This window comes from Nostoc sp. CENA543 (genome assembly GCF_002896875.1).
Taxonomy (GTDB): Bacteria; Cyanobacteriota; Cyanobacteriia; order Cyanobacteriales; family Nostocaceae; genus Trichormus.
Window position 1 is genome coordinate 929,437 of record NZ_CP023278.1, and the last position, 23,685, is coordinate 953,121.

At 40.2% G+C, this 23,685-nt stretch carries 15 protein-coding genes; 8 read left to right on the forward strand and 7 right to left on the reverse strand.

What is annotated here, in order from left to right; genetic code table 11:
- Positions 1-36 precede the first annotated feature (36 nt).
- The 4 genes from modD (at position 37) to CLI64_RS03825 (ending at position 8,973) form a co-directional block, all read left to right on the forward strand.
- Positions 37-888 (forward strand): ModD protein, encoded by an 852-nt coding sequence (modD, locus tag CLI64_RS03810; protein WP_103135977.1) that lies wholly within the window; start codon positions 37-39, stop codon positions 886-888.
- A gap of 496 nt (positions 889-1,384) precedes the next feature.
- A complete protein-coding gene (locus CLI64_RS03815; protein ID WP_103135978.1) occupies positions 1,385-1,666 on the forward strand; it encodes a hypothetical protein in 282 nt (93 codons plus the stop codon).
- A 215-nt stretch (positions 1,667-1,881) separates the two neighbouring features.
- Positions 1,882-6,030: a cadherin-like domain-containing protein gene (locus CLI64_RS03820; RefSeq protein ID WP_103135979.1), complete on the forward strand. Its 4,149-nt coding sequence runs from the start codon at positions 1,882-1,884 to the stop codon at positions 6,028-6,030.
- 108 nt (positions 6,031-6,138) lie between these two features.
- Entirely contained in the window at positions 6,139-8,973 is a 2,835-nt protein-coding gene (locus tag CLI64_RS03825; RefSeq protein WP_103135980.1) for a cadherin-like domain-containing protein, read from the forward strand.
- Between the two features lie 117 nt (positions 8,974-9,090).
- Here the strand turns inward: CLI64_RS03825 and CLI64_RS03830 are convergent, their stop codons facing one another.
- Positions 9,091-10,278 (reverse strand): tetratricopeptide repeat protein, encoded by a 1,188-nt coding sequence (locus CLI64_RS03830; protein ID WP_103135981.1) that lies wholly within the window; start codon positions 10,276-10,278, stop codon positions 9,091-9,093.
- Positions 10,279-10,514: 236 nt separating this feature from the next.
- Here CLI64_RS03830 and CLI64_RS03835 point away from each other — a divergent pair, with 236 nt between their 5' ends.
- Positions 10,515-11,918, forward strand: coding sequence for a protein kinase (locus CLI64_RS03835; RefSeq protein WP_308418377.1), 1,404 nt, complete (start codon positions 10,515-10,517; stop codon positions 11,916-11,918).
- Between the two features lie 72 nt (positions 11,919-11,990).
- On the forward strand, positions 11,991-13,010 hold the full coding sequence (locus CLI64_RS03840; protein ID WP_103135983.1) for a WD40 repeat domain-containing protein: 1,020 nt from the start codon (positions 11,991-11,993) through the stop codon (positions 13,008-13,010).
- Positions 13,011-13,084: 74 nt separating this feature from the next.
- On the opposite strand, the gene CLI64_RS03845 is transcribed toward CLI64_RS03840, so the two are convergent.
- Positions 13,085-13,987 carry a DUF3365 domain-containing protein gene (locus CLI64_RS03845; RefSeq protein ID WP_103135984.1) on the reverse strand — a complete coding sequence of 301 codons (903 nt, stop codon included), beginning with the start codon at positions 13,985-13,987 and terminating at the stop codon, positions 13,085-13,087.
- Between the two features lie 164 nt (positions 13,988-14,151).
- Between CLI64_RS03845 and CLI64_RS03850 the strand changes: the two genes are divergently transcribed.
- Complete coding sequence (locus CLI64_RS03850; RefSeq protein WP_103135985.1) at positions 14,152-15,018, forward strand: phosphate/phosphite/phosphonate ABC transporter substrate-binding protein; 867 nt, start codon at positions 14,152-14,154, stop codon at positions 15,016-15,018.
- Here the strand turns inward: CLI64_RS03850 and CLI64_RS03855 are convergent.
- The 3 genes from CLI64_RS03855 to CLI64_RS03865 all read right to left on the reverse strand — a co-directional run bounded on the left by CLI64_RS03855 (position 15,002) and on the right by CLI64_RS03865 (position 19,319).
- Complete coding sequence (locus CLI64_RS03855; protein WP_103135986.1) at positions 15,002-15,772, reverse strand: hypothetical protein; 771 nt, start codon at positions 15,770-15,772, stop codon at positions 15,002-15,004. The genes CLI64_RS03850 and CLI64_RS03855 overlap by 17 nt on opposite strands.
- Positions 15,773-15,999: 227 nt before the next feature.
- Entirely contained in the window at positions 16,000-17,922 is a 1,923-nt protein-coding gene (locus CLI64_RS03860; RefSeq protein ID WP_103135987.1) for an alpha-amylase family glycosyl hydrolase, read from the reverse strand.
- 419 nt (positions 17,923-18,341) lie between these two features.
- The gene (locus CLI64_RS03865) at positions 18,342-19,319 is read right to left on the reverse strand and encodes a DUF1517 domain-containing protein (protein ID WP_103135988.1); all 978 of its coding nucleotides are present in this window, start codon (positions 19,317-19,319) and stop codon (positions 18,342-18,344) included.
- A gap of 1,119 nt (positions 19,320-20,438) precedes the next feature.
- Between CLI64_RS03865 and CLI64_RS03870 the strand changes: the two genes are divergently transcribed.
- Complete coding sequence (locus CLI64_RS03870; protein WP_103135989.1) at positions 20,439-21,650, forward strand: glycosyltransferase family 4 protein; 1,212 nt, start codon at positions 20,439-20,441, stop codon at positions 21,648-21,650.
- 133 nt (positions 21,651-21,783) lie between these two features.
- Here the strand turns inward: CLI64_RS03870 and thiS are convergent, their stop codons facing one another.
- Both thiS and CLI64_RS03885 read right to left on the reverse strand, forming a co-directional pair.
- Entirely contained in the window at positions 21,784-21,996 is a 213-nt protein-coding gene (gene thiS / locus CLI64_RS03875) for a sulfur carrier protein ThiS (protein ID WP_103135990.1), read from the reverse strand.
- A gap of 212 nt (positions 21,997-22,208) precedes the next feature.
- Positions 22,209-23,312: a thiamine phosphate synthase gene (locus CLI64_RS03885; RefSeq protein ID WP_103135992.1), complete on the reverse strand. Its 1,104-nt coding sequence runs from the start codon at positions 23,310-23,312 to the stop codon at positions 22,209-22,211.
- Positions 23,313-23,685 lie beyond the last annotated feature (373 nt).

Consider the following 23,685-nt stretch of genomic DNA (forward strand, 5'->3'; position numbering starts at 1 on the left):
AGTAATTAAAACTACAACAAGGAATATATTTGAGTGATGAGGAATGTACTTTCAGACGTAGCGATCGCTAAACTCATTGAAGAGGACGTTCCCTATTTTGATTTGACAACATTGGGACTCGGTATTGGCAAGCAATCGGGTGAAATTGAATTTTATTCCCGTCATCCAATGGTAGTCTGTGCTACAGAGGAAGCCGCTAGAGTGTTTGAAGAGTGTGGTGCAAAGGTTCTTTTTCTGGTGGAAAGCAGCACTACCTTGGCAGAAAAACAACTAATCTTAAAAGCCACAGGTACAGCAGAAGCTTTGCATATTGGCTGGAGAATTGCCCTAAATTTGATGGAATATACTTCCGGTATTGCTACTCGTACCAATAATTTGGTCAAAGCAGCACGACAAGTCAACCCATCAGTGGGAGTTGTAGGGACGCGGAAAGTATTTCCTGGAACGCGTGCGCTATCTGTCAAGGCTATTTTGGCGGGTGGCGCAATTCCTCACCGCTTGGGGTTGTCTGAAACAATTTTGATTTTCAAAGAACATCTGACTTATCTGGGTGGGATGTCGGGACTCTTAGAACGCTTACCGGAACTCAAACAACGCTTTCAGGAACACAAAATTGCGATGGAAGTAGAAACTATCGCCGATGCGTGGGCGATCGCACAAGCTGGAGTTGATATGATTCAGTTTGATAAGGTTTCCTGCGCTGAACTCAAGCCTGTAGTACCGTCATTCAAAAATCAGTATCCCCAGATTAAACTAGCTGTCGCTGGGGGAATCAACTTAGACAACGTTCAAGACTACGCCAGCACAGGAGTTGATCTACTCGTCACCAGCTTTCCCTATTTTGGTAAACCTGCTGATATTGGCGCGAAGATGTTGACTTTGGAATGATAGATAAAATTTAGAAAAAAAATCTATTTTGTAACTAATGTAAATCCTTTTTCATCGCTATTCATCCCCATGTGAAGCGAAAACTGGGGATGAATAGCGGTTCAAGATAAACAGTCTATATAAATAACAAATGTTTTCATGGCAACATGACAAATCGCGTTTAAATACATTATTTCAGATATTTATCGGTCATCAATCAAGCTTTTAAAGGTGATATTTTTGGAGAAAATCTTCATTTAATCTTTAAAATTAAACAAAATATTAAGTTATGAGATTTTTAACCAATTTTACTCAATAATTTTTCTGTGTATTGTAATTTACTGAAGGTAATTGATGAGGTGAAATTTTCAGTCTATAGGTAGATTTACAATTAAATTGCTATGCAAATTTAGTCAATTTCATTCTAGAAAAGCCTATAAGAACGAAATTTACCTAATCAATTACCTTGAAAATTATGATTACGTAAATCCTGAATTAAAGCATTTTGTTCCCTATTATGTACACAATTCACTCTCAACTAGAAAGTCAAGATAATGCCAAGAGTTATCTTGCAGGTAAAGCATTTTTATCGAGATTGAGTAAATTTAGTAATACGATACTCGCTACATCTAATGATTTGGTTGAAAGTGCTGTTGTAGTTAGTGACTGGAAGTTTGCTGTGAGTCACGGGATAAGTAGGTTAAATGCTAGTGTACTACCTTTAAAAATTAGTAAAACCAGCGATCGCTTCATCTATGACCAAGCAACAGGCAATCTATTTTTTGATACTGGTTTTTAAGTGATAATACATAAATAAAAGTTGCTCAACTGACAACTAAAGCATTGCTAAACAACAGTTATATCGCTGTCATTGCATAGACTGAGGCAGAGATAGTTTATGTCTGTAGTGCAGCAGGCGATCGCCTTTTTATGACATAAGCAATCCGTTATATTAGATACTTTTTGGCAAAAACTTAGTACGTAAATCCATTTTTTCACTTAATACCAAATACTATGTCTACAATCAACTTTTCCCTAACAAACTCTGTTCAGACAGCTTCTCAGCCATATTTAGTAGACTTTAACGCTGAAAACTTAACTAACTTTAATGGCACACTTTACTTTACTAAAGAAACTAACTTTTTCACTCAGCAATTATGGAGAATAGATCAGTCTAGTGGTGGTTCAGAGTTTGTCTTAGAAAGCAGAGATATTAACTTATCTTATTACATTAATCCACTAGTCAATGTTAACGGTGTACTCTACTTTAGAGCATATACCTCTACTTATGGTTCTGAGTTATATCGGATTGATAACGCTACGGATCAGCCTGTACGTATTAATGAGATCAATCCTGGAGAGAAGTATTCCTACCCCGACTACCTAGTTAACATCAATGGCATATTATACTTTATCGCAACTGACCACACCTACTATAGCAGACAGTTGTATCGCATAGATAACATTACAGGTGAGGCTGTACGCCTCACTGATATTAATCCTGGTTCTGTGTCTCCTGACAACTTGTCTACCTACTCTAACTACCTGGTTAACATCGATGAAAAACTCTACTTTAGTGCATATACTCCTGCCTATGGGGCAGAGTTGTACCAGCTAGATACTACCACAGGTGAGTCTGTACGTGTCACAGATATCAATCCTGGTAGAAGCGATTCCTCACCCAGCAACCTAATTAACATTAATAGCACGCTCTACTTTGTTGCATACGAACCCACCTCTGGTAGAGAGTTATCTGGTAGAGAGTTATATCGGTTAGACACCACCACAGGCGAATCTGTGCGCGTCAATGATATTAATCCTGGTGCTGACAGTTCCTGGTTTTCTAGTTTTACCAAATTTAATGACACACTCTACTTTACGGAAAACTATAGCAGAAAGTTGTATCGCATAGATAACGCTACAGGAAATGCTGTAATTGTTCCTGGCATCAATTCTGGTAGTGAATTTAACTTTACCGAATTCAATGGCACACTCTACTTTACGGCATATATTTCCTCCTCCGGCTATTACTTGTACCGCATAGATAACGCTACAGGTAATGCTGTACTTGTCCAAGGTATCAATTCTAGTGTTATTTCCAATGTCTTCCAACTAACCAAAACCGATGACAAACTCTACTTTCGTGCATATGATCCCACCTATGGCTCTGAGTTGTATCGGATAGATGATACTACAGGAAATGCCGTACTTGTTGCAGATATAAATCCTGGTGCAGATTCTTCTAATCCGCAAAACTTGACTAACATCAATGGCACTCTTTATTTTAGTGCATATGATCCCACCTATGGCTCTGAGTTATATCGTCTAGATAGTGCTACAGGTCAGGCTGTACGTCTCACTGATATCAATCCTGGTGCTGAAGATTCCTCTCCCTCCAACTTAGTCTACGCTAATGGTACGCTCTACTTTAACGCCTCTAGCCCTGATTATGGTTCTAGGCTTTGGGGTTTAGCTGTTTCTGAGTTGCCTAATCGCAATCCTATCGTAGAAAGCGATCGCTTCATTACTACTGTCAACACACCGATAGTTATTAGTTTGGCTAATCTTCTCGCCAATGATCAAGATGTAGATGGTGGTAAATTGTTGGTGACTAACTTAAGTCAACCGAGTTATGGCAATTTAGTCAACAACAATGACGGTACTTATACTTACATCCCCGATAGTAATTACCGTGGTTTTGATCGTTTTACCTACACCGTTAGTGATGGTCAAGGAGGTACTAGCACAGCGACGGTTGATATTAATATTGGCAAGCCATATCTTATTAGAGATTTCAATGAAGATTACTATTTTGAGGGTCTTGGCTTAACCGTCTTCAAGGAAACCCTGTATTTAACAGTATCTAACCCACGTGATACTTGGGTTTCTAAACTTAATAATAATACTGGTGAAATATCTAGTATAGGCGGCATTGAGAACAATCACTTAAGATTTATTGTTCTCAATGATAGACTTTACGCAATCATTTTTTACCGTTTTGAAGGTTCTGGCATTAGTAAAGTAGATGTTTCTACGGGACGTTTAGTCATTGAGCAAACAATTGACAACATAAATACGACTCAGCCAACTAAAATTAACGGCACATACTACTTTATTAGTTATAACTATAGCTATGGCAACGATAGCCTTTCACTGTGGAAAATTGACAATAATACAGGTAATTTTGTCGAACTTGTCGTCACTGATTTTCCTAGATATATTGATGGTTATGTAGAAGTTAATGACACTGTTTACTTTACCACTGGAAATACTGAAACTTTATTACAGTCATTGTGGAAAATTGACAACTCCACAGGCAACGAAGTGTTAATAACTGATATTAATACAGGATCTAATGATGACTACACAGTAGGTACATTGTTCAACTTGAATGGTGTATTGTACTTTGTTGCTAGTGACAGCAACTACGGCACTGAGTTATGGAAATTAGATTCTTCTAGCAACCCTCAGCGAGTGACAGATATCAATCCTGGTTCTGGTTCTGCTTCACCCAAAAATTTTGTCAATGTCAACAATACCCTGTACTTCATTGCGAATGACGGCACTACAGGAGAGGAGTTGTGGAAGATAGATAACACCACAGGCAAAGCAGTGCAAGTAGAAGACATCAATCCTGGTGCTAGTTCTGTTTCACCCAAAAATTTTGTCAACGTCAATAATACCCTGTACTTCATTGCGAATGACGGCACTACAGGAGAGGAGTGGTGGAAGATAGATAACACCACAGGCAAAGCAGTGCAAGTAGAAGACATCAATCCTGGTGCTGGTTCTATTGCCATTTATCAACAATTCACCCTCAATGACACGTTTTACTTCTCTGCTGACGATGGAATTACTGGTATAGAGTTATGGAAGATAGACCCCATTACGGGTGATGTGGTAAGGCTCACAGATATTAATCCAGGTTTTGGTTCTGCTAATCCCAACAACCTCACTAATGTTAATGGCACGCTTTACTTCTTTGCCTATGCGAAAAGTCAATTCATCGACAATCAAGTATGGAAGATTGACAACACTGGCAAAGCAGTGCGATTTGTAGACACCTTACCAGAGTCTGGTTTAAGCAATGTGAGCATTCCCACTTTGATCAATGGCAAGCTTTACTTTAGTGCAGATAACGCTATCTACGGTAGGGAATTGTGGGAATTTGATGAAAGTTCTAATCAGTTAAGAATACTCACAGATGCTATCAGTCCAGGAACTGAGTCTTCTAATATTTATGAATTGGCATACCTCAATGGCAAGCTTTACTTCAATAATGATGGTGAACTATGGGCATTAGACCTGAATTCTGATGCCATTACAGGTACTTCAGCTTCCGAAACGCTCAACGGTACTGATAGCAACGATGTCGTTTATGGCCTAGATGGCAATGATAAACTCCTAGGTAAAGCTGGGAATGACATTTTATCTGGTGGTGCTGGTAATGATACCCTCGACGGTGGTTTTGGTGCTGATACTTTGGTTGGTGGCACAGAAAACGATATTTATTATGTAGATAATCTTGGCGATGTCATCGTTGAAGAAGCCAAGGCAGGTAAAGATTTAGTGCAAGCCGCCATTAGCTGGCAGTTGGCAGACAATTTAGAAAACTTAGTGTTGACTGGTAGTGCATCTATTAATGGCACTGGTAATAGTCGCAATAATGTCCTCACGGGTAACTCGGCAGCTAACGTTCTCTCAGGTGGGGATGGCGATGATTGGCTATTTGGATTGGCAGGTAATGACACACTCAATGGCAACAATGGTAATGACATCATCAATGGTGGTAAAGGTAACGATTTACTCATCGGTGGTAGGGGAAATGACTCTTTGACTGGCGACGCTGGTAGAGATAGTTTCCAATTAAGTCTGCCTGTGGTTGATGATTTTGATACTATTACCGATTTCAGTATTGCTGATGACAAGATTCTCATTTCCAAAGCGGAGTTTGGATTGAATCAAAGTTTGGGTGTGCTGAATACGAGTGCTTTTCGTTTGGGAACTAGTGCAACCACGGCGAGCGATCGCTTTATCTATGACCAAGCCACAGGCAACTTATTTTTTGATACTGACGGCTTAAGTGGTAATACACAAATACAAATTGCCCAACTGACAACTAAACCATTGCTGAGCAATACTCACATCACCATCATCGCATAGCTTGGGGCATAGATAACCTATGTCTGCGGTGCAACAGGCGATCGCTTCATCTCTAGCCACAGCCAAGACAGTTAGCTCAATTCAATCTTTTCTTTAGGAATCACAACCATGTCTAAAAACCAGATTTCCGTTGCAACCCATCTCCAATCAGCGACTCAAGATGTTCAACAAATTACTACCGTCAACACGAATGTTGCTCAAGCATACCGCGTATATCGCTTTGATAGTATGTATGGGAGTTATCTCGGCGGTCTGACTAACTTCAATGGTAATTTATACTTTATTTTGGTAGATGGATACCAAAGAGAAACAAATGCTGGTATCGGGAAAGTTGATAATGCCACTGGCATTGTTACAGGAGTACCATCACCTGATGTAGATGGTTTGACTTATAATACTAGCATTAATATCATAGGAGACAAGCTATACAATATAAAGACTAATGATTATGATTTCTTGAATGGGGCTTTACTATCAATTTCTGTACTAGATGAAACTACTAGTAGTTTTGTAGAAATCGGTCAGAATCTCCAATATCAAATTCCCACCAGTTTTAATGGTGACTCTTCTTTTAGTCAATCTCTCACTAATATTAACGGCTCTCTCTACTTAAAAACCTACGAAATAATCAATCCAGATGGACTGGGATCTACACTGGGATCGTTGTGGAAGCAAGATGCAAGCACAGATGAATTTATCTTGCTTTTAACTAAAAATGGTATTTTAGACTACTACGAAGTTAACGGCGTAGTCTATGTTGTGGCATCTGATATAAATACTGGGCTTGAGTTGTTAAAAATTGACCCTACTACTGGCAACCCTGTAGCATTCACAGATATTAGTCTTACACCTACGGCAAGTTTGGCTGTTCCCTCGTATCTGATGAACAAAGGAGGTGACACACTATACTTCGCTGCTGATGATGGTAACACTGGTAGGGAACTGTGGAAAATCGATGGCTTGACAGGTAACCCTGTTTTAGCGGCAGATATCAACCCTGGAATTGGATCTTCCAATCCCTATGGACTGACCGAAGTTAATGAAACGCTGTATTTTGCAGCAAATGACGGTACTTCTGGATATGAATTGTGGAAAATTGATCAATCTACAGGTAGTCCTGTGTCGGTGACGGATATCAATCCTGCATCTGAGTTTGTTTATTTCTCTCAACTCACTAATATAAATAACACACTTTATTTCTCTACCGATGGGACAAAACTCTGGAGAATTGATAACTCGATAGGGAATGCTGTGCGAGTTAGGGATGTGAGTTCGGGGTCTGAGGTTTCTTTGGCTTATGGCAGTAACTTCAAAAATATCAATGGTACAGTCTACTTTATAGGAGATGAAGCTACTACTGGCAGAGAACTGTGGAAAATTGATCAATCTACAGGTGATGCTATCTTAGTCAAGGATATTAATCTGGGTTCTGGATCTTCTGATATCTCTGAACTTACAGAAGTTAATGGTACGGTTTACTTCAGAGCTAATGACAGTGTTACCGGTTTAGAAGCTTGGACAATCGATAATAGCACAGGTAATGCAGTGCGCTTCAAGGATATCTTTCCAGAGTATGGATTTTCCAACATCAGCATTCCGCAGGACATTAACGGCACTTTGTACTTTGTGGCTACTAACAGTACAACTGGTAGAGAAATTTGGAGAATTGACAACTCCACAAATGAGCCTGTACTTGTTGCAGATATCAATCCAGGAGCTGCTTCTTCTAACCCCTACGGACTTACGGAAGTTGATGGTGTTCTGTACTTTGGTGTAAGATTTGATAATTATAATAATGACCAATTATGGGCAGTTACACTGATTAAAAGGTCTAATACCTTTCCAGTTGCCGTAGATGACAACTTGACTACCACAGGAAATACACCCATCATTATTAGTGCTGCCACTCTCCTCGCCAACGACACTGATGCAGATGGGGATGCATTATCAATTACAGCCATTACACAACCAGGCTATGGCAGCCTGATTGATAATAGCGATGGTACATACATCTATACTCCCTTTTCTGAAGGCGATGACGGCACAGATACTTTCACCTACCGCATCAGCGACGAACAAGGCGGTAGTAGCATAGGCATAGTCAAGATAACTATCAACCCCAACACCATTACAGGTACATCAGCATCCGATACTATCTATGGCACAGTTGGCAAAGATATCATTGACGGCTTAGATGGCAATGACAAACTCTATGGTGGTTTAGGAGATGACACCATTAATGGTGGTGCAGGTCACGATCTTCTCGATGGCGGAGTAGGTGCAGACCAAATGATTGGCGGTAGTGGCAATGATATCTACTACGTAGATCATTTCGGTGACATGACTATCGAAACCGCCAATGGTGGCACAGATTTAGTACAAGCAGCGATTAGTTGGCAGTTAGGAGAATATATAGAAAATTTGGTACTGACTGGCACTGAGAAGATCAATGGTATAGGTAACAGCAGCAACAACATACTCACAGGTAACTCAGCAGCTAATGTGTTGTCAGGGGGTAACGGTAATGACTCGCTGTTTGGGTTAGCTGGAAATGATACTCTTAACGGTGGTGATGGTAACGACTTACTCAACGGTGGGCGAGGAAGAAATGTTCTCACTGGCGGTAAAGGTAGAGATAGTTTTCAGTTAAGTCGTTCCTTGGGTGGGGATTTGAACATCATCACCGATTTCAACCTTACCGAAGACAAAATCCTGATATCAAAAGCGGAGTTTGGTTTGCGTCAGGGCTTGGGTGGGCTGATTCCTAGTGCATTTCGGTTGGGAACTAGTGCAATCACGGCAAGCGATCGCTTGATCTATGACCAAGCTACAGGTAATCTGTTCTTTGATACTGATGGCTTGGATGGAAATGCACAAGTCCAGATTGCTCAATTCTCTAATAAAGTAGTCCTGAGCAATACTAATATCAACGTCATTGCATAGGAGCATAAGCTTTCCGAATAAAGCCATTACTTACCTGTTTCCCGTTCCCCCTTAAGAGTTCCCTTCCTCCGCAAATGATTTTAGGAATCAAAGCGTATTCCTATAGTTGGTAAAGAATTAAACTAAACCCATTTCTCTTAATCCCTGGCGTAATCTTTTCGCTTCGTCAGGGTTGTTTTGTTCGTGTAAGAGAATGGCGTTTTTGAAAGCGGTGATACTTGCTTGGACGTTACCAATTTTGAGCAGCACTACCCCCAAATTTTGATAAGCTTCGGCATATTTGGGTTGGAGGCGAATCGCTCTTTGATAAGATGCGATCGCATCTGTGAACATCCCTAAACTTTTATAGATCATGCCTAAGTTGTAATGTCCGGTGGCAAAGTTGGGATCAATTTTTAAGGATGTTTCGTAGGCTTTTTTCGCCCCGTTAATATCTCCTGCGGCTTTGAGTAAGTTACCTAAGTTGTTGTATGCACCTAATTTGAGCATGGGGTAAATGGGCAATTTAATGGCTGCTTGATAATGAGACATCGCCTGTTGAGGATTGTTTAAACGATTGTAGGCAATGCCTAAGTGGTAATTTAATTCGTATAAGATTTCATAGTTTTCTTTGCAGGCGGCGATACCTCGTTTTAATAACTCCATTCCTTGGTTATTTTTCCCCATTTCTACATATAAAGCCCCCAATTTACTGCAAACATAAGGATCATTGGGGTGCTTTGCCAAAAAGCCTTCCATTGTGGTTTGGGCTTTGGTGTATTTGTCATTTTGGGCGATCGCGGTTTTTTGATAACCTGAGTGGAGAATGGCGACACCCGGTAAATAGCCGATTTCCCATTGGGGTTGAGTTTTGATAATTTCTGCTACGCTATCATCAACTAAGGCATGATAGGGACGGTCAAACCGAATATCAGGATGGTTGCGGAATAAACGGGACACCAGAGAATAGGGAGATTGTTCTGCTTCGACTTCGTGACGTACTAGGTTAATTAACAGATATTCATCTCTGGCGATCGCCTCTTTAATCTGTGGCACAATTTTTGGTGTCAGTGTCTCATCTGCATCCAAGACTAAAACCCAATCACCAGTCACATATTTTAAAGCCGCGTTGCGAGCTGCACTAAAGTCATTACACCATGCAAAATAATGTACTTTCGCACCCAATTCTTGAGCAATATTAGGGGTGCGATCTATAGAGCCTGTATCCAAGACTACCATTTCATCCACAACATCTTTCACACTGCTCAAGCATTTAGAAAGTGTGGTTGCTTCGTTTTTCACAATCATGCACAGGCTCAGACTCATAAGCTCATTGTTAGATTATTTACTTATATAGGAATAAAGTTAAGTTTCGTGAAATCTTAACTTCAACACAAATAGATATAATTAAACCATTAATTAATGAATTGTCACCTAAAATTAACTCCTTATTTAAACTTTCCTCAAAAAAAATTCAAAATAATTGCTATGAGAACAAGAACTTACGAGCTATGTGTAAAAATCAAGATTAAAGCGTTAGTAAGTGATTACTTCTAGGGGAAATGGTAAATTTAATGCTGGGTAAAACAGTAGGTGGACGCTACCAAATTCTCACACAGTTGGGAGGTGGCGGTTTTAGTACAACTTTTATTGCTCAGGATATCCAACGTCCCGGAAATCCTCAATGTGTTGTTAAACAGTTTAAGCCACTATCAAATGATCCATACACATTACAAGAAGCTAAACGTTTATTTGAGCTAGAAGCAGTCACTTTAGAAAAGTTGGGAAAACATGACCAAATTCCCCAGTTATTGGCTCACTTTCAAGAGAATCGAGAATTTTTTTTAGTTCAAGAATTCATTCCTGGACACGACCTTTGTGAAGAATTACCCCCTGTTAAACCACCATTAACTGAAGCTGAAGTCATCAAACTTCTACAAGAGATTCTAGAAGTTTTAGTATTTGTGCATCAGCAAAATGTCATTCATCGTGATATTAAACCAGCCAATATTCGTCGCCGAACTTCAGATGGTAAGATAGTATTAATTGACTTTGGTGCAGTCAAACAAGTTAGTGTACAGAAAACCAGTGTCGATGGACAAACAAATGTTACTGTTGCTATTGGTACACCTGGTTATATGCCCAGTGAACAAGCTAATCAAGTACCTAAATTAAGCAGTGATATTTATGCAGTTGGTATTATTGGAATTCAAGCTTTAGGCGGTTTAGATTTTCCTAATGCTAGTAGTCAAGGACTACCAAGACATCCTGAAACGGGTGAAATTGAGTGGCGAACAAAAGCAAAAATTAGCCATAAACTAGCTAATTTCCTGAATAAAATGGTGCGTTATGATTTCCGTCAACGTTACCGTTCAGCAGATGAAGCCTTGCAAGCGATTAAAAAAATATCATCTAAATCTTTACCAATAAAAGTTTTAATTGGTGTAGGAATTATCGCTGCGATTATACCAATCATTTTATTCATATTACAAACTGTAATTCCTAAAGACAATTTCCTCAATTATGAAAATAATAACGAAGGCATCAAGATAAAATACCCTCAAACTTGGGAAAGACAAGATTTAGGAAATATTCTCACTCAAGAACTAGTAACATTTCTATCACCTAAAGAAAGTGATGCTGATATATTCCAGGATAAATTAACGGTTAATGTAGGTAAATTTGCCGGAACATTAGACGAATCTAAAGACTTATTCGTCAAAGAAATTAAAGACACCGTGTCGGAAGCTAATATTGTCAGCATAAGCCCAGCTACGCTTGCCAATAAAAGAGCATATCAATTAGTGTTTACAGGTAAAAATGGAGCTAATAGGGTTAAAAATTTGCAAATTTGGACTCTGCAAGATGAGCAAACCTACATGATTACCTACACAGCAACAGTAGATGATTATGATAAATTTTTACCCTTAGCCGAAAAAATGATTCAATCTTTTGAAGTTAAATAAATCAGAATCTGGCGGAACAGTGGGTATTTTAATCAGTCGAGTCAGATATCAGGTGAGAAATACTACCCGACAATGACTTGGAAACACAGCTTGAGAAATTACTACACAGTATCTACTTTAACGATACTAACTATATCTGTTTACGGTTGCACTGTGTTAACTCAAAATAGTCAACCACTCCGCACCCTCTCAACAAAGTTTGACTCAGGTTATTCAGTTGCTTATTCTCCAGAAAGATCACACACAAATAGCCCTGTTGAAACGACTCTGGCTAGTGCTGGTGCTAAAAGCGTAAAAGTCTGGAATCCTAACAATGGACAACTATTGCTGACTTTATCAGGACAAGCTTGGGCTGTCAGCTTTAGTCCAGATGGTCAGATTCTTGCTAGTGCTTCACAAGATGGTAGCCTGAATTTGTGGGATGCCAACACAGGAAAACTCGTCCGTAGCCTCAAGCATTCAGAACCTGTGATTGATATAGTCTTTAGTCCAGATGGACAGACTCTTGCTAGTGGTCTTGATTTAGGGTCTAACATCAGGCTATGGAATTGGCGTACTGGCGAAATCATTCGCATCAAGGATGATCCTAACGCTGTGAAAACGGGATTTTCTAACTTTAAGTCTCGACCCATTACTTTTAGCCCAGATGCTCAGACTTTATTTGCTAGAGATGATTCTGCTGCCGTAATTCATTCGTGGAATGTGAAGACTGGTAAACTAACAGGCAGTTTTGATGCTAAATCCTCGATTAACGCTATTGCTATCAGCCCAGACGGAAAAACTTTAGCTACTGGCATTCATGACAATGCTATTAAGCTGTGGAATGTTAGTGATAGCAAACTCATTCACACTTTGACTGGTCATCAGGGTGAAGTCAAAGCAGTTGCTTTTAGTCCAGATGGTAAGCTGCTGGCCAGTGGAAGTCAAGATGGCAGTGTCAAACTGTGGAATACTGGTACTGGCGAACTGATTAGCAGTTTCACGGCGCATAAAGAACAAGTTTGGTCTATTACTTTCAATCCAAATGGCAAAACACTCGCTAGTGGAAGTCAGGATGGCACTATTAAAATTTGGAACGCATTTCCACAATAACCACCATAAACGGAAAAAATTGCCTACCTTTCCTGAAGAGTTACCTTTGTGCTACCTAGAAACTAGATTTTTCGTCAATACCCTTGCTGATTCAGCATATCCATCGCTATTTTCAGGCTAGATTTCATGCGATTGAATGCTGCTGCTAAACCACCAATTTCATCCTTCGCGGTTTCATCAAAATCAGCACTCATATCGCCTGTGCTGACTTTTTGGGCGATTTTTTCTATCTTTTTAATGCGTTGAATCACGGTTTTCTTGATCAGGAAATTAATTAACAGTAGCACCACTGCGAAAATAGCAATTAACAAACCCATAATCAATGACAAACTACTACGGGCGTGATTAAAAATTTCTTTGGCAGGCACAGAAATAATTTGAGCAGCTACAATTTCATTGAGTTTCCAGCCAAAACCATTTTTTTGTCCGTAGGTGGTTAACTGACTCTTGGGTGCTAGTTCTGGTGTGGAATGACATCTTAAACAAGACTCTTTTGTAATTGCAAGTGGTCTAGCAATATAAAATACTTCACCTTCAGGTAGAGAACGTAATCCTACAAGTTGGGGAAGCTTGGGATCTCTGCGAAATTGTTCTACTAATTGGGTTTCAAAATCATCAGCTTTATCTCTCAAATTAGTAGGATTGAGTGTGGCTTCTTTATAAAGAAAATTTTCGTTTCCTTCTGTTTGGCGAAAGTTTTCAAATACTTCTGTAGCGGAAAAAGCCGGGACTGTCTCTGGGATAAAGGCTGTTGCGGTTTCTAATTGTGGTGCTAATAAAGGATTGATGCGTTCTTGTGTGTATGTTCTCACTGAGTTCATGGTTTTCATTAATAACAAGGCTTGAGAACTGACTTCTCTTTGCGCCCTTTGTTGTAACACGCTTGATAAAATCACGCCGCTTACAGCAATACTAATGATGAATACCAATACTAAAAGTAAGTTAAATTTAGTCCCTATTTTTAAGTTATTTAACATATTTTATAATAAAAATTTTTCAAAAATAATAAAACATCCTATCAGATTTAAGACATTGAAATAGTTATTGAAAGTAAATAAATGTTAAAATTGTTCTACGCCATAAGTTTAGGTATGATTTTATTTAATCAGTTTTTTTAGATAAAACTCAGCCTAAAATAGCGATAATGTGGCGATTTTCCCGTCGTTTTTTACTTTTAAATCTTCTAGGATTGGCAGTTGCTAGATGCTCTTCTAACTCGACTTACCAAGGTAGATTAACCATTGGTGTGATTGATTATGATGGTGATGCAGAAGTTATTAATAGATATGCGAAGTTTAAGCGTTACCTAGCAGAGAAAACGAAAGCCAGTATTCAACTAGAGCCGACCTTTAACGAAAATAAAGCAATTGAGCGTTTACAGGCTCAAGCTTGGTCTTTGGTGTTTGCACCGCCAGGATTAGCCGCAGTAGCGATCGCACGCTCTCAGTATGTGCCGATTTTCCCCTTGTTGGGAGTGAATAATTTACGCTCAGTCTTCGTAGTTCCCAAAGATAGCCCCATCAATGATTTAAAGCAGTTACAAGGTAAAACGGTGGCGTTGGGTCAACTAGGATCAGCGACTGGATATTATTTTCCGTTGTATAATCTGTATGGACTGACCTTAGCAGAAATCTTATTTGCGCCTACTCCCAAAACCTTACTAGAGTGGGTAACAGAGGGAAAAGTAGCAGCCGGTGCAATTTCACTCGCTGAATATAGCCTCTACAGTCCACCCAGCACTCAACGAGGACTCAAAATACTGTACACAGATCCTCACTACGTCCCTCCTGGTGCAGTGTTAATTAGTCCTGGGGTGGGAAGCGATCGCCAAGCATTAATTCGTAAAGTCATGGGTGAGTTTCCTGGGGTTTCAGCACAAGAAGTTGGCTATGTTCCCAATGGACAAATACCCGATTATCAATACATGATAGATGTAGTGGAACGTGTGCAATTAATTGCCACAGAACTGCAAAATAAACCTGTACATTTATTCAAAAAAACAACTTAAATCTGGCTAATTGCATTTCAATTGATTTAGTTAGAATTTTATTTAACTCTTTCGCATCCTTAAATTGTAGAATTTGCTGAGTAGGTAATTCAAAAGGAAATTGTCCTTCCATATCTTGGCGTTGCATTTGTGCTAATAATATCTGTTCTGTACGTTTACTTTGAATTGCATAGCCAAGTTCAACACACACATTCGGACTAGGAACTACTTGCGGAGTGCCTTCTGTATCAATGCTAGCGATGGGTGTAGTGTCAGCGATAAATAACAAACTTCTGCGAATTTTCCGCATCACTGTACGGTTGAGGCGGATAGGCGCATTACTAGGACGATATGATTCGACTAAAGTTAAAGGCAGACGCGATCGCGAATTTAAATTTGCTAAACTTTGTTGTAATCCTTCCTTGAGAACATCACCAGAAGCAGCATACTCAACTTGATAAGATAAAAAAATCGTCGGTTCTAACTGTGCCAATATTGCCTGCTTAGTAAAATAAATTTCATGACTAATCAAGTCAATGTTGGCGACACAATAACCGCCGCTACCTTCAATATAGAATTCGATATTTTCCCCTTCCAGATAGCGTCCAAACCAAGTAGATTTTTTCACCTCCTCACTGTCTTCCAAAAAATCTGCACGTAAAGCGGATCTCAGCAGACTTTTCTTACTCAAGCGAATGTCCGGCGGACGTTTTTCCAGTTCTGAAATCGGTTCATAGTCCTGGAGATACCATGCTCTCAGCGCAATGATTGACATAGGACGCTTCTTAACTGTCTATGTTTATTTCTTTGCGTATAATTTTACACGGTGTCTCACAAGAGTCAACTGTCATTAGTCATTAGTCATTAGTCATTAGTCATTAGTCATTAGTTCTTCTTCCCCTACCTTCCCTACACCCCCTGCACCCCTGTACCCCCACACCCTTACACCCCTACATCCCTACACCCCTACACCCCTGCACCCCTGCACCCCTCCCCTGCCTCCTAAGACTCCCTCCCCGATACCCAGGTGTCACGCCATTTGACTGTGCCTTCTTTGGCGACTACCCAGCGACGATTGAGGGTGTTTTCTCGCAGGGGGGATTGGCCTTCGCGCCACATGGCATATTTGTAACTGATGAGTTTACCTGCGCTTTCGTTGAAGGGAATCTCGCCAAACCATGTATTGGAGTTGATGTACTCCAAAGGATAACCTTTACTAATATCCCAATTCCCCAGTTCGGGACAGTCACCGACAACCACAATGGTTTCACCAGGTTGGGTATGCACCCCGTTGAGTTGGGCGCGAATGATGGTTTGGGCTTTGACTCTTTCGCCTACATGACTTAAAACAATGACTCCCCGTGCTTCTAGTTGTAGATTGTAAATCTTACCGTCTTTGACTTCGTATTTATTGCGAGTCACTACACAAGTATGTTCACCGTCTGGTAAGTCTGTTGGGACTTCTGGTATTGTCACATCTTCACCCCGGTTTAAGGCGACAAAGCAAATGGAAGAACGATAACGACGGACGTAACAGTAAACATCGGGAGTGAGGTATTTTGCCCAATGGCTACCCATAGATACGGCAGGATTTAATCGCCGCACGCCTGAGAGTAATCTGATATATCGATAAATGTCCGTATCTGTATCCCAATTTTCCATCATCGGACGGTTGTAGGGGTCGTTACCGCCATCGGTATCATTGTGCAGATATTGTTCTGTACCGTAATAAATGCAAGGAATACCCCGTGATGTCATAATTAAGGCGATCGCTACCTTCAACATTGCCGGATCAGGGTTGAGGCTTTGGAAGCGGGGCATATCATGGTTATCGATAAAGGTAACTAATTCTGTTGCCCCGTTGTAGCGATAATCTTGGTCAAATATCTCTTGAATTACGTGAAATCCACCTTCTGCACCTTGGGCGAGGGCGGCGCGAATAGCTACACACAAGCCAAAATCTAGAATTGTCATCCCAGAATTGTTGGCAAATTCCACAGAGCGATCGTCGCTAGGATGACTGTAAATCCACTCACCAAAAATGAATACTTCTGGTTTGTGATTATACATGTCACTAGTAAATTCTTGCCAGAACCAAATCGGCATATGTTTGACGGTATCTACCCGCAGTGCATCTACACCCCGATCTAGCCATTGCTTAATTGCTAGCTTGATATAGTTACGATACTCAACATTGTTTTCGTTAAACGTCGCTAAACCAGCTAATTCACAGTTTTGTACTTGCCATTCATCTTCCCAGTTCTGCACTTCACCGTAGTGGTGATACCAGTGATTGACATCATTATGAAAGTCAGCGATTTTGATACCATCATCATATAATTCCCCTTTACTACCTTGAGTGTCAGGGCTACTGTGGTTACAAACAATATCTAAAATCAGCTTCATTTTCCGCTTGTGCAGTTCTGCGATTAAGCGGTCAAAGGTGGTATCTTTGGTAGACTGCGTATTATTTAAAGAAGGGTTTTCGCCTTTACCAATGTAGCGGGGATTAATTCTTTTAAAATCTTTTGTCCAGTAGCCGTGCATAGCAGCGTTACCAACAAATAATTCCTCGACTTGTTCAAACAAGGGAGTCAGCCAAATTGCGCTCACTCCCATATCTTTTAAATAATCTAATTTGTCGATAACTCCTTGTAAATCGCCTCCCCAATACTTACCCCAATCTTTTCCTTGAGGATCGTAAAGTTCAGGGTTAAGACCTTCACTATTATCGCGATCGCCATCATAAAAGCGGTCTACCACAACAAAATAAATCGTTTCTTGGCGAAATTCAATATCCCTGGTATACAAAAATTCTAAATTAATTTCTGATTCGGGTGCTTCTACTAAAGCTTCTACCTCTGCGTTAGCATTTTCTACTTGATATTGTTCTGCGGAATATAGTGATGGTGGTGTTTTAACCATAGTAAGTTGCAAATTTATATGTAAAACAAAGTAGCAATATATCTACTTCTAGATTCGTAAAAACTATGGGTATTTTCTAATTATTTTTTTCAATTAAACATCTATCCCTAGAAAGATAGTAATCAAATATACTGCATCTATCAAAAGTAATACTGTAATAATATTTCTTTTGTAAATTTTTTTAATTAATTAGCAATCATCAACATACATAAAAAGGTTTGTAGTAAGGACTAAAGTTATTACTACAAACCTTTAATTATTTACCCTGTTCTACTTAGGGAACACCAAAAAATAAATTATTCCAAATAAACAGTTTAGTAGGGTGCGCCAGTGCAAAAAAAACTAACTGTACCAAGAGAGTATTCATACTGACGCACCCTACAGTTTGGATATTTTTTTATCTGGAAATCCCTTATGGCTTAAACCAATTTTAAATCAGGATACTCTGCAAATAAATCATCTGATGACAGGGTATCGCCTTCTGCTTGGGGAGTCCATAATACTTCCAATGCTAAAAGTTGATCTGCTGGAATGCTGCCAATTTGTCGTAAAGCTTGGCGCAAATCATCAGCATTATTAACTGCTGGAAGTTCAAATTTGCCTAATGTGGCTGTCAACAAGGTGACGATAATATATTCACCGGGGCCTTCACTAATTAAACGGGTGGGGTTATCGATTTCACTAGATGAAGGTAAAGCTTCTTGAGCTAAAGCTGCTCTCAATTGGTTGTTAACATTTGAGAGGGTTTCTGAGCTAAATTTGCTGCGTTCTGCTAATGCTAAACGGTTAAATTGGCTTTCCGCAGCATTTAACCTGGCTTGTTGTGTACCAGTAGCAGCATATACGCAATATTCAGGATGGCGCAGTAATGCGAGGGTTGTTTCTTGCAGAATTTCTGCGCGTCCCTCTGGGGAGTTAGTATCAGCAGCTTCCGCAATGCGGTTAAGTTCTGGTTGTAAGTCTCGTGCTTGTGCTAGTAACCCAACCTGTAAACGGTTCACACTCACAGAAGGGTTGCTGTCATAGCCAATATCCTCACCTCCACCATTGGAAACACGACGGAAGGTTTGAACCAAGAAATTAGCGATCGCCAAGAAGATTAAAATAGTGAATAAACCACCAAATCCTCCACCAATACCCCAAAACGGAATCAAGAACGGAAAGCCGAAACCGCCACCAGGATACGGTGCGTAGTAACCTCCACCACCAGGAGGTGCATAGGTGCGAGGAGTATAAGTCCGACTAGAAGGCATTCTAAACGAGCCACCACCAATTCTGCCACCACTACGGGCAGCTAATGCACCATCAGCATGGCTTAAGGCTAAAACCAACACTAAACCCAGGGTAAAGACGGTTTTTAAGAGTGGTTTGATAGCTTGTTGTAGTTTTTTGGACATAATCACATTTGCTTGAAAAACGGCTGTTGTTTAATATTTTTCTCGGTTGAGAAATATTTATTTAGGGATTTGATACCAACCCGTAGTTAGCAGCAAGTAGTTGATTGGTAGTACAGCTACATATCCAATCTACCGCGTCTTATCTTAGGGCAGCAGCAAACCGTAGAGGGATTTCTGTAGTGGATAACCGTACCTCGAAATTTATTCCCTTGGCTGGAACTTTGTAATTAATTAATTATTACTAGGGGGATGAAGATCAATAGTCAATAGTCAATAGTCAATAGTCAATAGTCATTAGTCATTAGTCATTAGTCATTAGTCATTAGTCATTAGTTACTAGTGATTAGAAAATTAAAAGGGAAATATAAAACTAATTTTCGTTTGTCGTAAACAGTCAAACACATAAACATAAAAATTAGAGTTTTTGCTTAATAAACACTTTACTTAAGTAGCTATAAAATTCTCATATTTTATCTTCTAAAATATAGTTATAACCACCTGGATGCACTCGATTTTCAAGACCAAGTATCATTATCTTCTCCACTTAGTCAGTAAGTCGATGGGAAAACACAACGATGTTAATAAAAGTCAACCAGGCTAAAACCCCCTTCTTTACTGCTTTACCTCAACTACAAAATATTTACACCGCTCTACTGACAATCAAGTGCCAAATACAGCAGATAACAGATAGATGAACCACGGAGTTTCAGCACTCATCTATATGGCAGAGGAATTTTAAACCTGTTCGCGGCTCTCCGTATACCTATGTCCTCATCACAGATGTTTTTGTAAAGTAATGTAAATTTTTTCCAAAAAATTGTGTAAATACCTAGCGTTTCGGGTTGAGTTATTGGCTAAAAGAAAAAAAGAGGAGAAAATTTAGATACTAGGGTCAGTGGATTCATCAGTACAATCATCCAGGAAAATAGATTTCATCAAATTACTGAATGGAGGTAATAGAAGAAAGTAAAAAATATAAAGAAATAATAGTGGATGTGAGCAACTTCTCGGCTATTTCTGATAGTGAGTTTACTCAAGGCACACTGTATTAATACGCATAAATACAGTGATGAGGATGAATAATTACAACGGATTTGCTGTCAATCAATCAAAATCAACATGGAACAAGTCTCGCAACTAGCAACGAAAATTAGAGATAAAACTGCATCGCCAGATATTTTAGTCATCTCGCGCCTGTTTTTGCCGAAGGAAGCGGTGATTGGAGAATATCTCTACAATCGCTGTTTGCAAGATCCAGAGGAAGTAATTGTTTTGACTGCTAGTTGTGCGGGTGATCAAGTATTTGACCAAGCGCAACAGTTTCCGGTGTATCGCTGGCCTAATCTGAGACACTGGTTAGGTAGTTTTCTGGGGAATTTTTTACAACCTGGGTTTAATTTAGTATGTTCATTTGTACTAGCAATCAAACTCTATTTTCGCTACCACTACAGCTACATTGAATGGGGACATGGATACGAATTTCCGGCTTTGTTGCTGCTGAGTTATGTTTTACCTGTACGCTTTTTCATTTACTTGCACGGTAGAGATTTAGTGTATGCTGCACGTAATCCTTTATGGCGATCGCTATTTAAACTCACACTCAAACGCGCCGCCGGAATCGTCTGTAATAGTTCAGCTACACAAAAGTACCTCAGAAACAACTTTCGCTTACAAACACCCACCCATGTAATTCATCCAGTAGTCAGACCAGAAAAGTTTGGCTTAAGTAATAACTCCCAAAATTTAGATGAATTAAGCTCTCAGATACGCCAAAACTACCATATTCCTACCACAGCCGTAGTTATACTCTCAGTAGGACGCTTAGTCAAACAAAAAAGCTTTGAACGCGTCATTGAAAACTTACCACTACTGTTAACCATTGGCGTGGATGTTCACTATATAATCTGTGGTCAAGGTGATTGTGAGTCCGAACTGAAAGCTTTAGCGCAAAGATTGCGAGTAGACAAGCGAGTACACTTTACAGGCTATGTACCTCCCGAAGAACTAGCAGGCTACTATGCAGCCTGTGATATCTTCGCCATGCTGACATCATCTAAGACAGCAACTAGCTACTTAGAAGGTTTTGGGGTAGTTTCTTTAGAAGCCAGTTATTTTGGTAAACCTGTCATAGCCTCTCGTAATTCGGCATTAATTGACATAGTGCATCATGAGGAAAACGGCTTACTAGTCAATCCTAAATCTGGCTACGAAGTGTTTCAAGCTTTTAAACAACTATGTCAAGACCAACAGTTACGAGAGAAGCTTGGTCATCAAGGTAAAGAACTAGCCAAACGTAGGACTTTGCATCGTTCCTTATATTTTGGGGGATAGGGATTGGGGATTGGGGACTGGGAAGATGGGGAAGTGTGGGGAGTGTGGGGAGAGAGGGGGGAAAGATTTCTTCCCACACCTCCCACACCTCCCACACTTCCTGCTTGCCCAATGCCCTATTCCCTATTTTCACCTATCCGCCACCTACAATTGTGACCACTTCTAAGCGATCGCCTGATTGTACCGTAGTTTGTTCCCAGAACTGACGGTGTAAAATTTCGCCGTTATACTCCACCGCCACCAACCGAGGATTAAAACCCAATTGTTGGAGTAAATCAGGTAAAAGAGTCTGGGAAACACAACTATGAGTTTCCCCGTTTACTTGTAAAGTAACTTGAGCAGACATAAACAATTCACAGAGAGGGGATTGGGGATTGGGGACAAGGTAGACAAGGTAGACAAGGTAGACAAGGTAGACAAGGTAGACAAGGTAGACAAGGTAGACAAGGTAGACAAGGTTGGAGATGAGAAAAGCCGTTCCCTGTTCCCTGTTCCCTGTTCCCTAACGACTAATGACTAATGACTAATGACTAATGACTAATGACTATTGACTATTGACTATCTCGCTTTCACTCGATTGAGTTGAGAGAGTAAATATTGAGTTACTAAAGTAGGTTGTTCAGCTTGCATGAGCGATCGCACTACTGCTACCCTTTCTGCACCACTATCAATTACATCATTAATATTATTGGGATCTATCCCACCAATAGCAAACCAAGGAATAGTGCTGTTTTGTGCAGCGTAACGGACGTATTCTAACCCAGCCGCAGGTTTACCCTGTTTGGTAGGAGTTTCATAAACTGGCCCGACTCCTATATAGTCTGCTCCTTCTGCAATGGCTTTTTGCATTTCTTGGGGATTGGTGGTAGAACGACCAATTAAGCGTTGTGGGCCTAGTAATTGGCGGGCAATGGCAATGGACATATCCTGTTGTCCCAAATGTACGCCATCTGCATCAACAGCTAAAGCTAAATCTACTCTGTCATTCATCATAAATAGCGCGCCGTAGCTATGACACAGTTCCCGTAGCTTGATGGCCTGTTCTAAACGCACAGTATCATCGGCTTCTTTGTCACGATACTGTACTAAAGTCAATCCCCCTTTAAGGGCAGCCTCTACAGTTTCCAGTAAATTATCAGAAGGAGATGTTACTAGATATAAACGCGATCGCCACAATAATTGATGACGTTCGTAACCCATCAAATTAGTTTCTAGGGTGTAAACCTGATAACGCATTTGCTTAAAAGCTTTACCCATACTGGGGTGATAAAGCTTACCGTATTCTTCCACTACCCGCAAAGCTTCTTGGACTCGGCAAAAATTCGCCTGTAACAAAGACTTGATCCCCGAACGTTGTTCTTCTTGGGGGTGACTTAATTCTGTACCGATATCCCCTGCTGTGTCTCGCGCCGTCCTTAACTCCGCCGTGTGCCAACTAGCGACCTCTTGGCGTAGGTGCTTACACTCCTCTGTCATAGAGGTATTATTCAAACCAAACCGACACCACTCTTCAATAATTCGCAAACCTTCACGCGCACGATCTAAATTAGCATCTAAAATGCGGTAGACAACCTGCTGTATATGCGTTTGTTGACCTTGGGCTGTGACCATTACAACAACCCCATTAGTAATGCTTTCATCGTAATAGCCAGCCTCTTTCATAGTTGCGATGTACCTCGATAATTCTGGGAATAGGGCATAGAAGAGGAATTGGTGCAGGGTGCAGGGTGCAGGGGGGAGAAAAATTTCCCCATTTCTCCCTGCCCCCTGCCCCCCTGCTTCCTGTATCCCAGTCCCTCACTAATTACTTTGTAATCAAAATAGCCAATTGGTCAATATAGCGGATAACATAATCGACATACTGAAATATTTGCAAGTGTGAAAACTTATTATTATTTCTAAGGAGTGGTGTGAAGGTGATTTCCCTCATTTTGTCGCCTAGATATCCTAGATTAAATACTTTGCTATCTCAACCATCTAAGATGGTGTCAGCGAAGTATCCAATTTTTAGTTTCTCCTTAATATGCACCTTGGG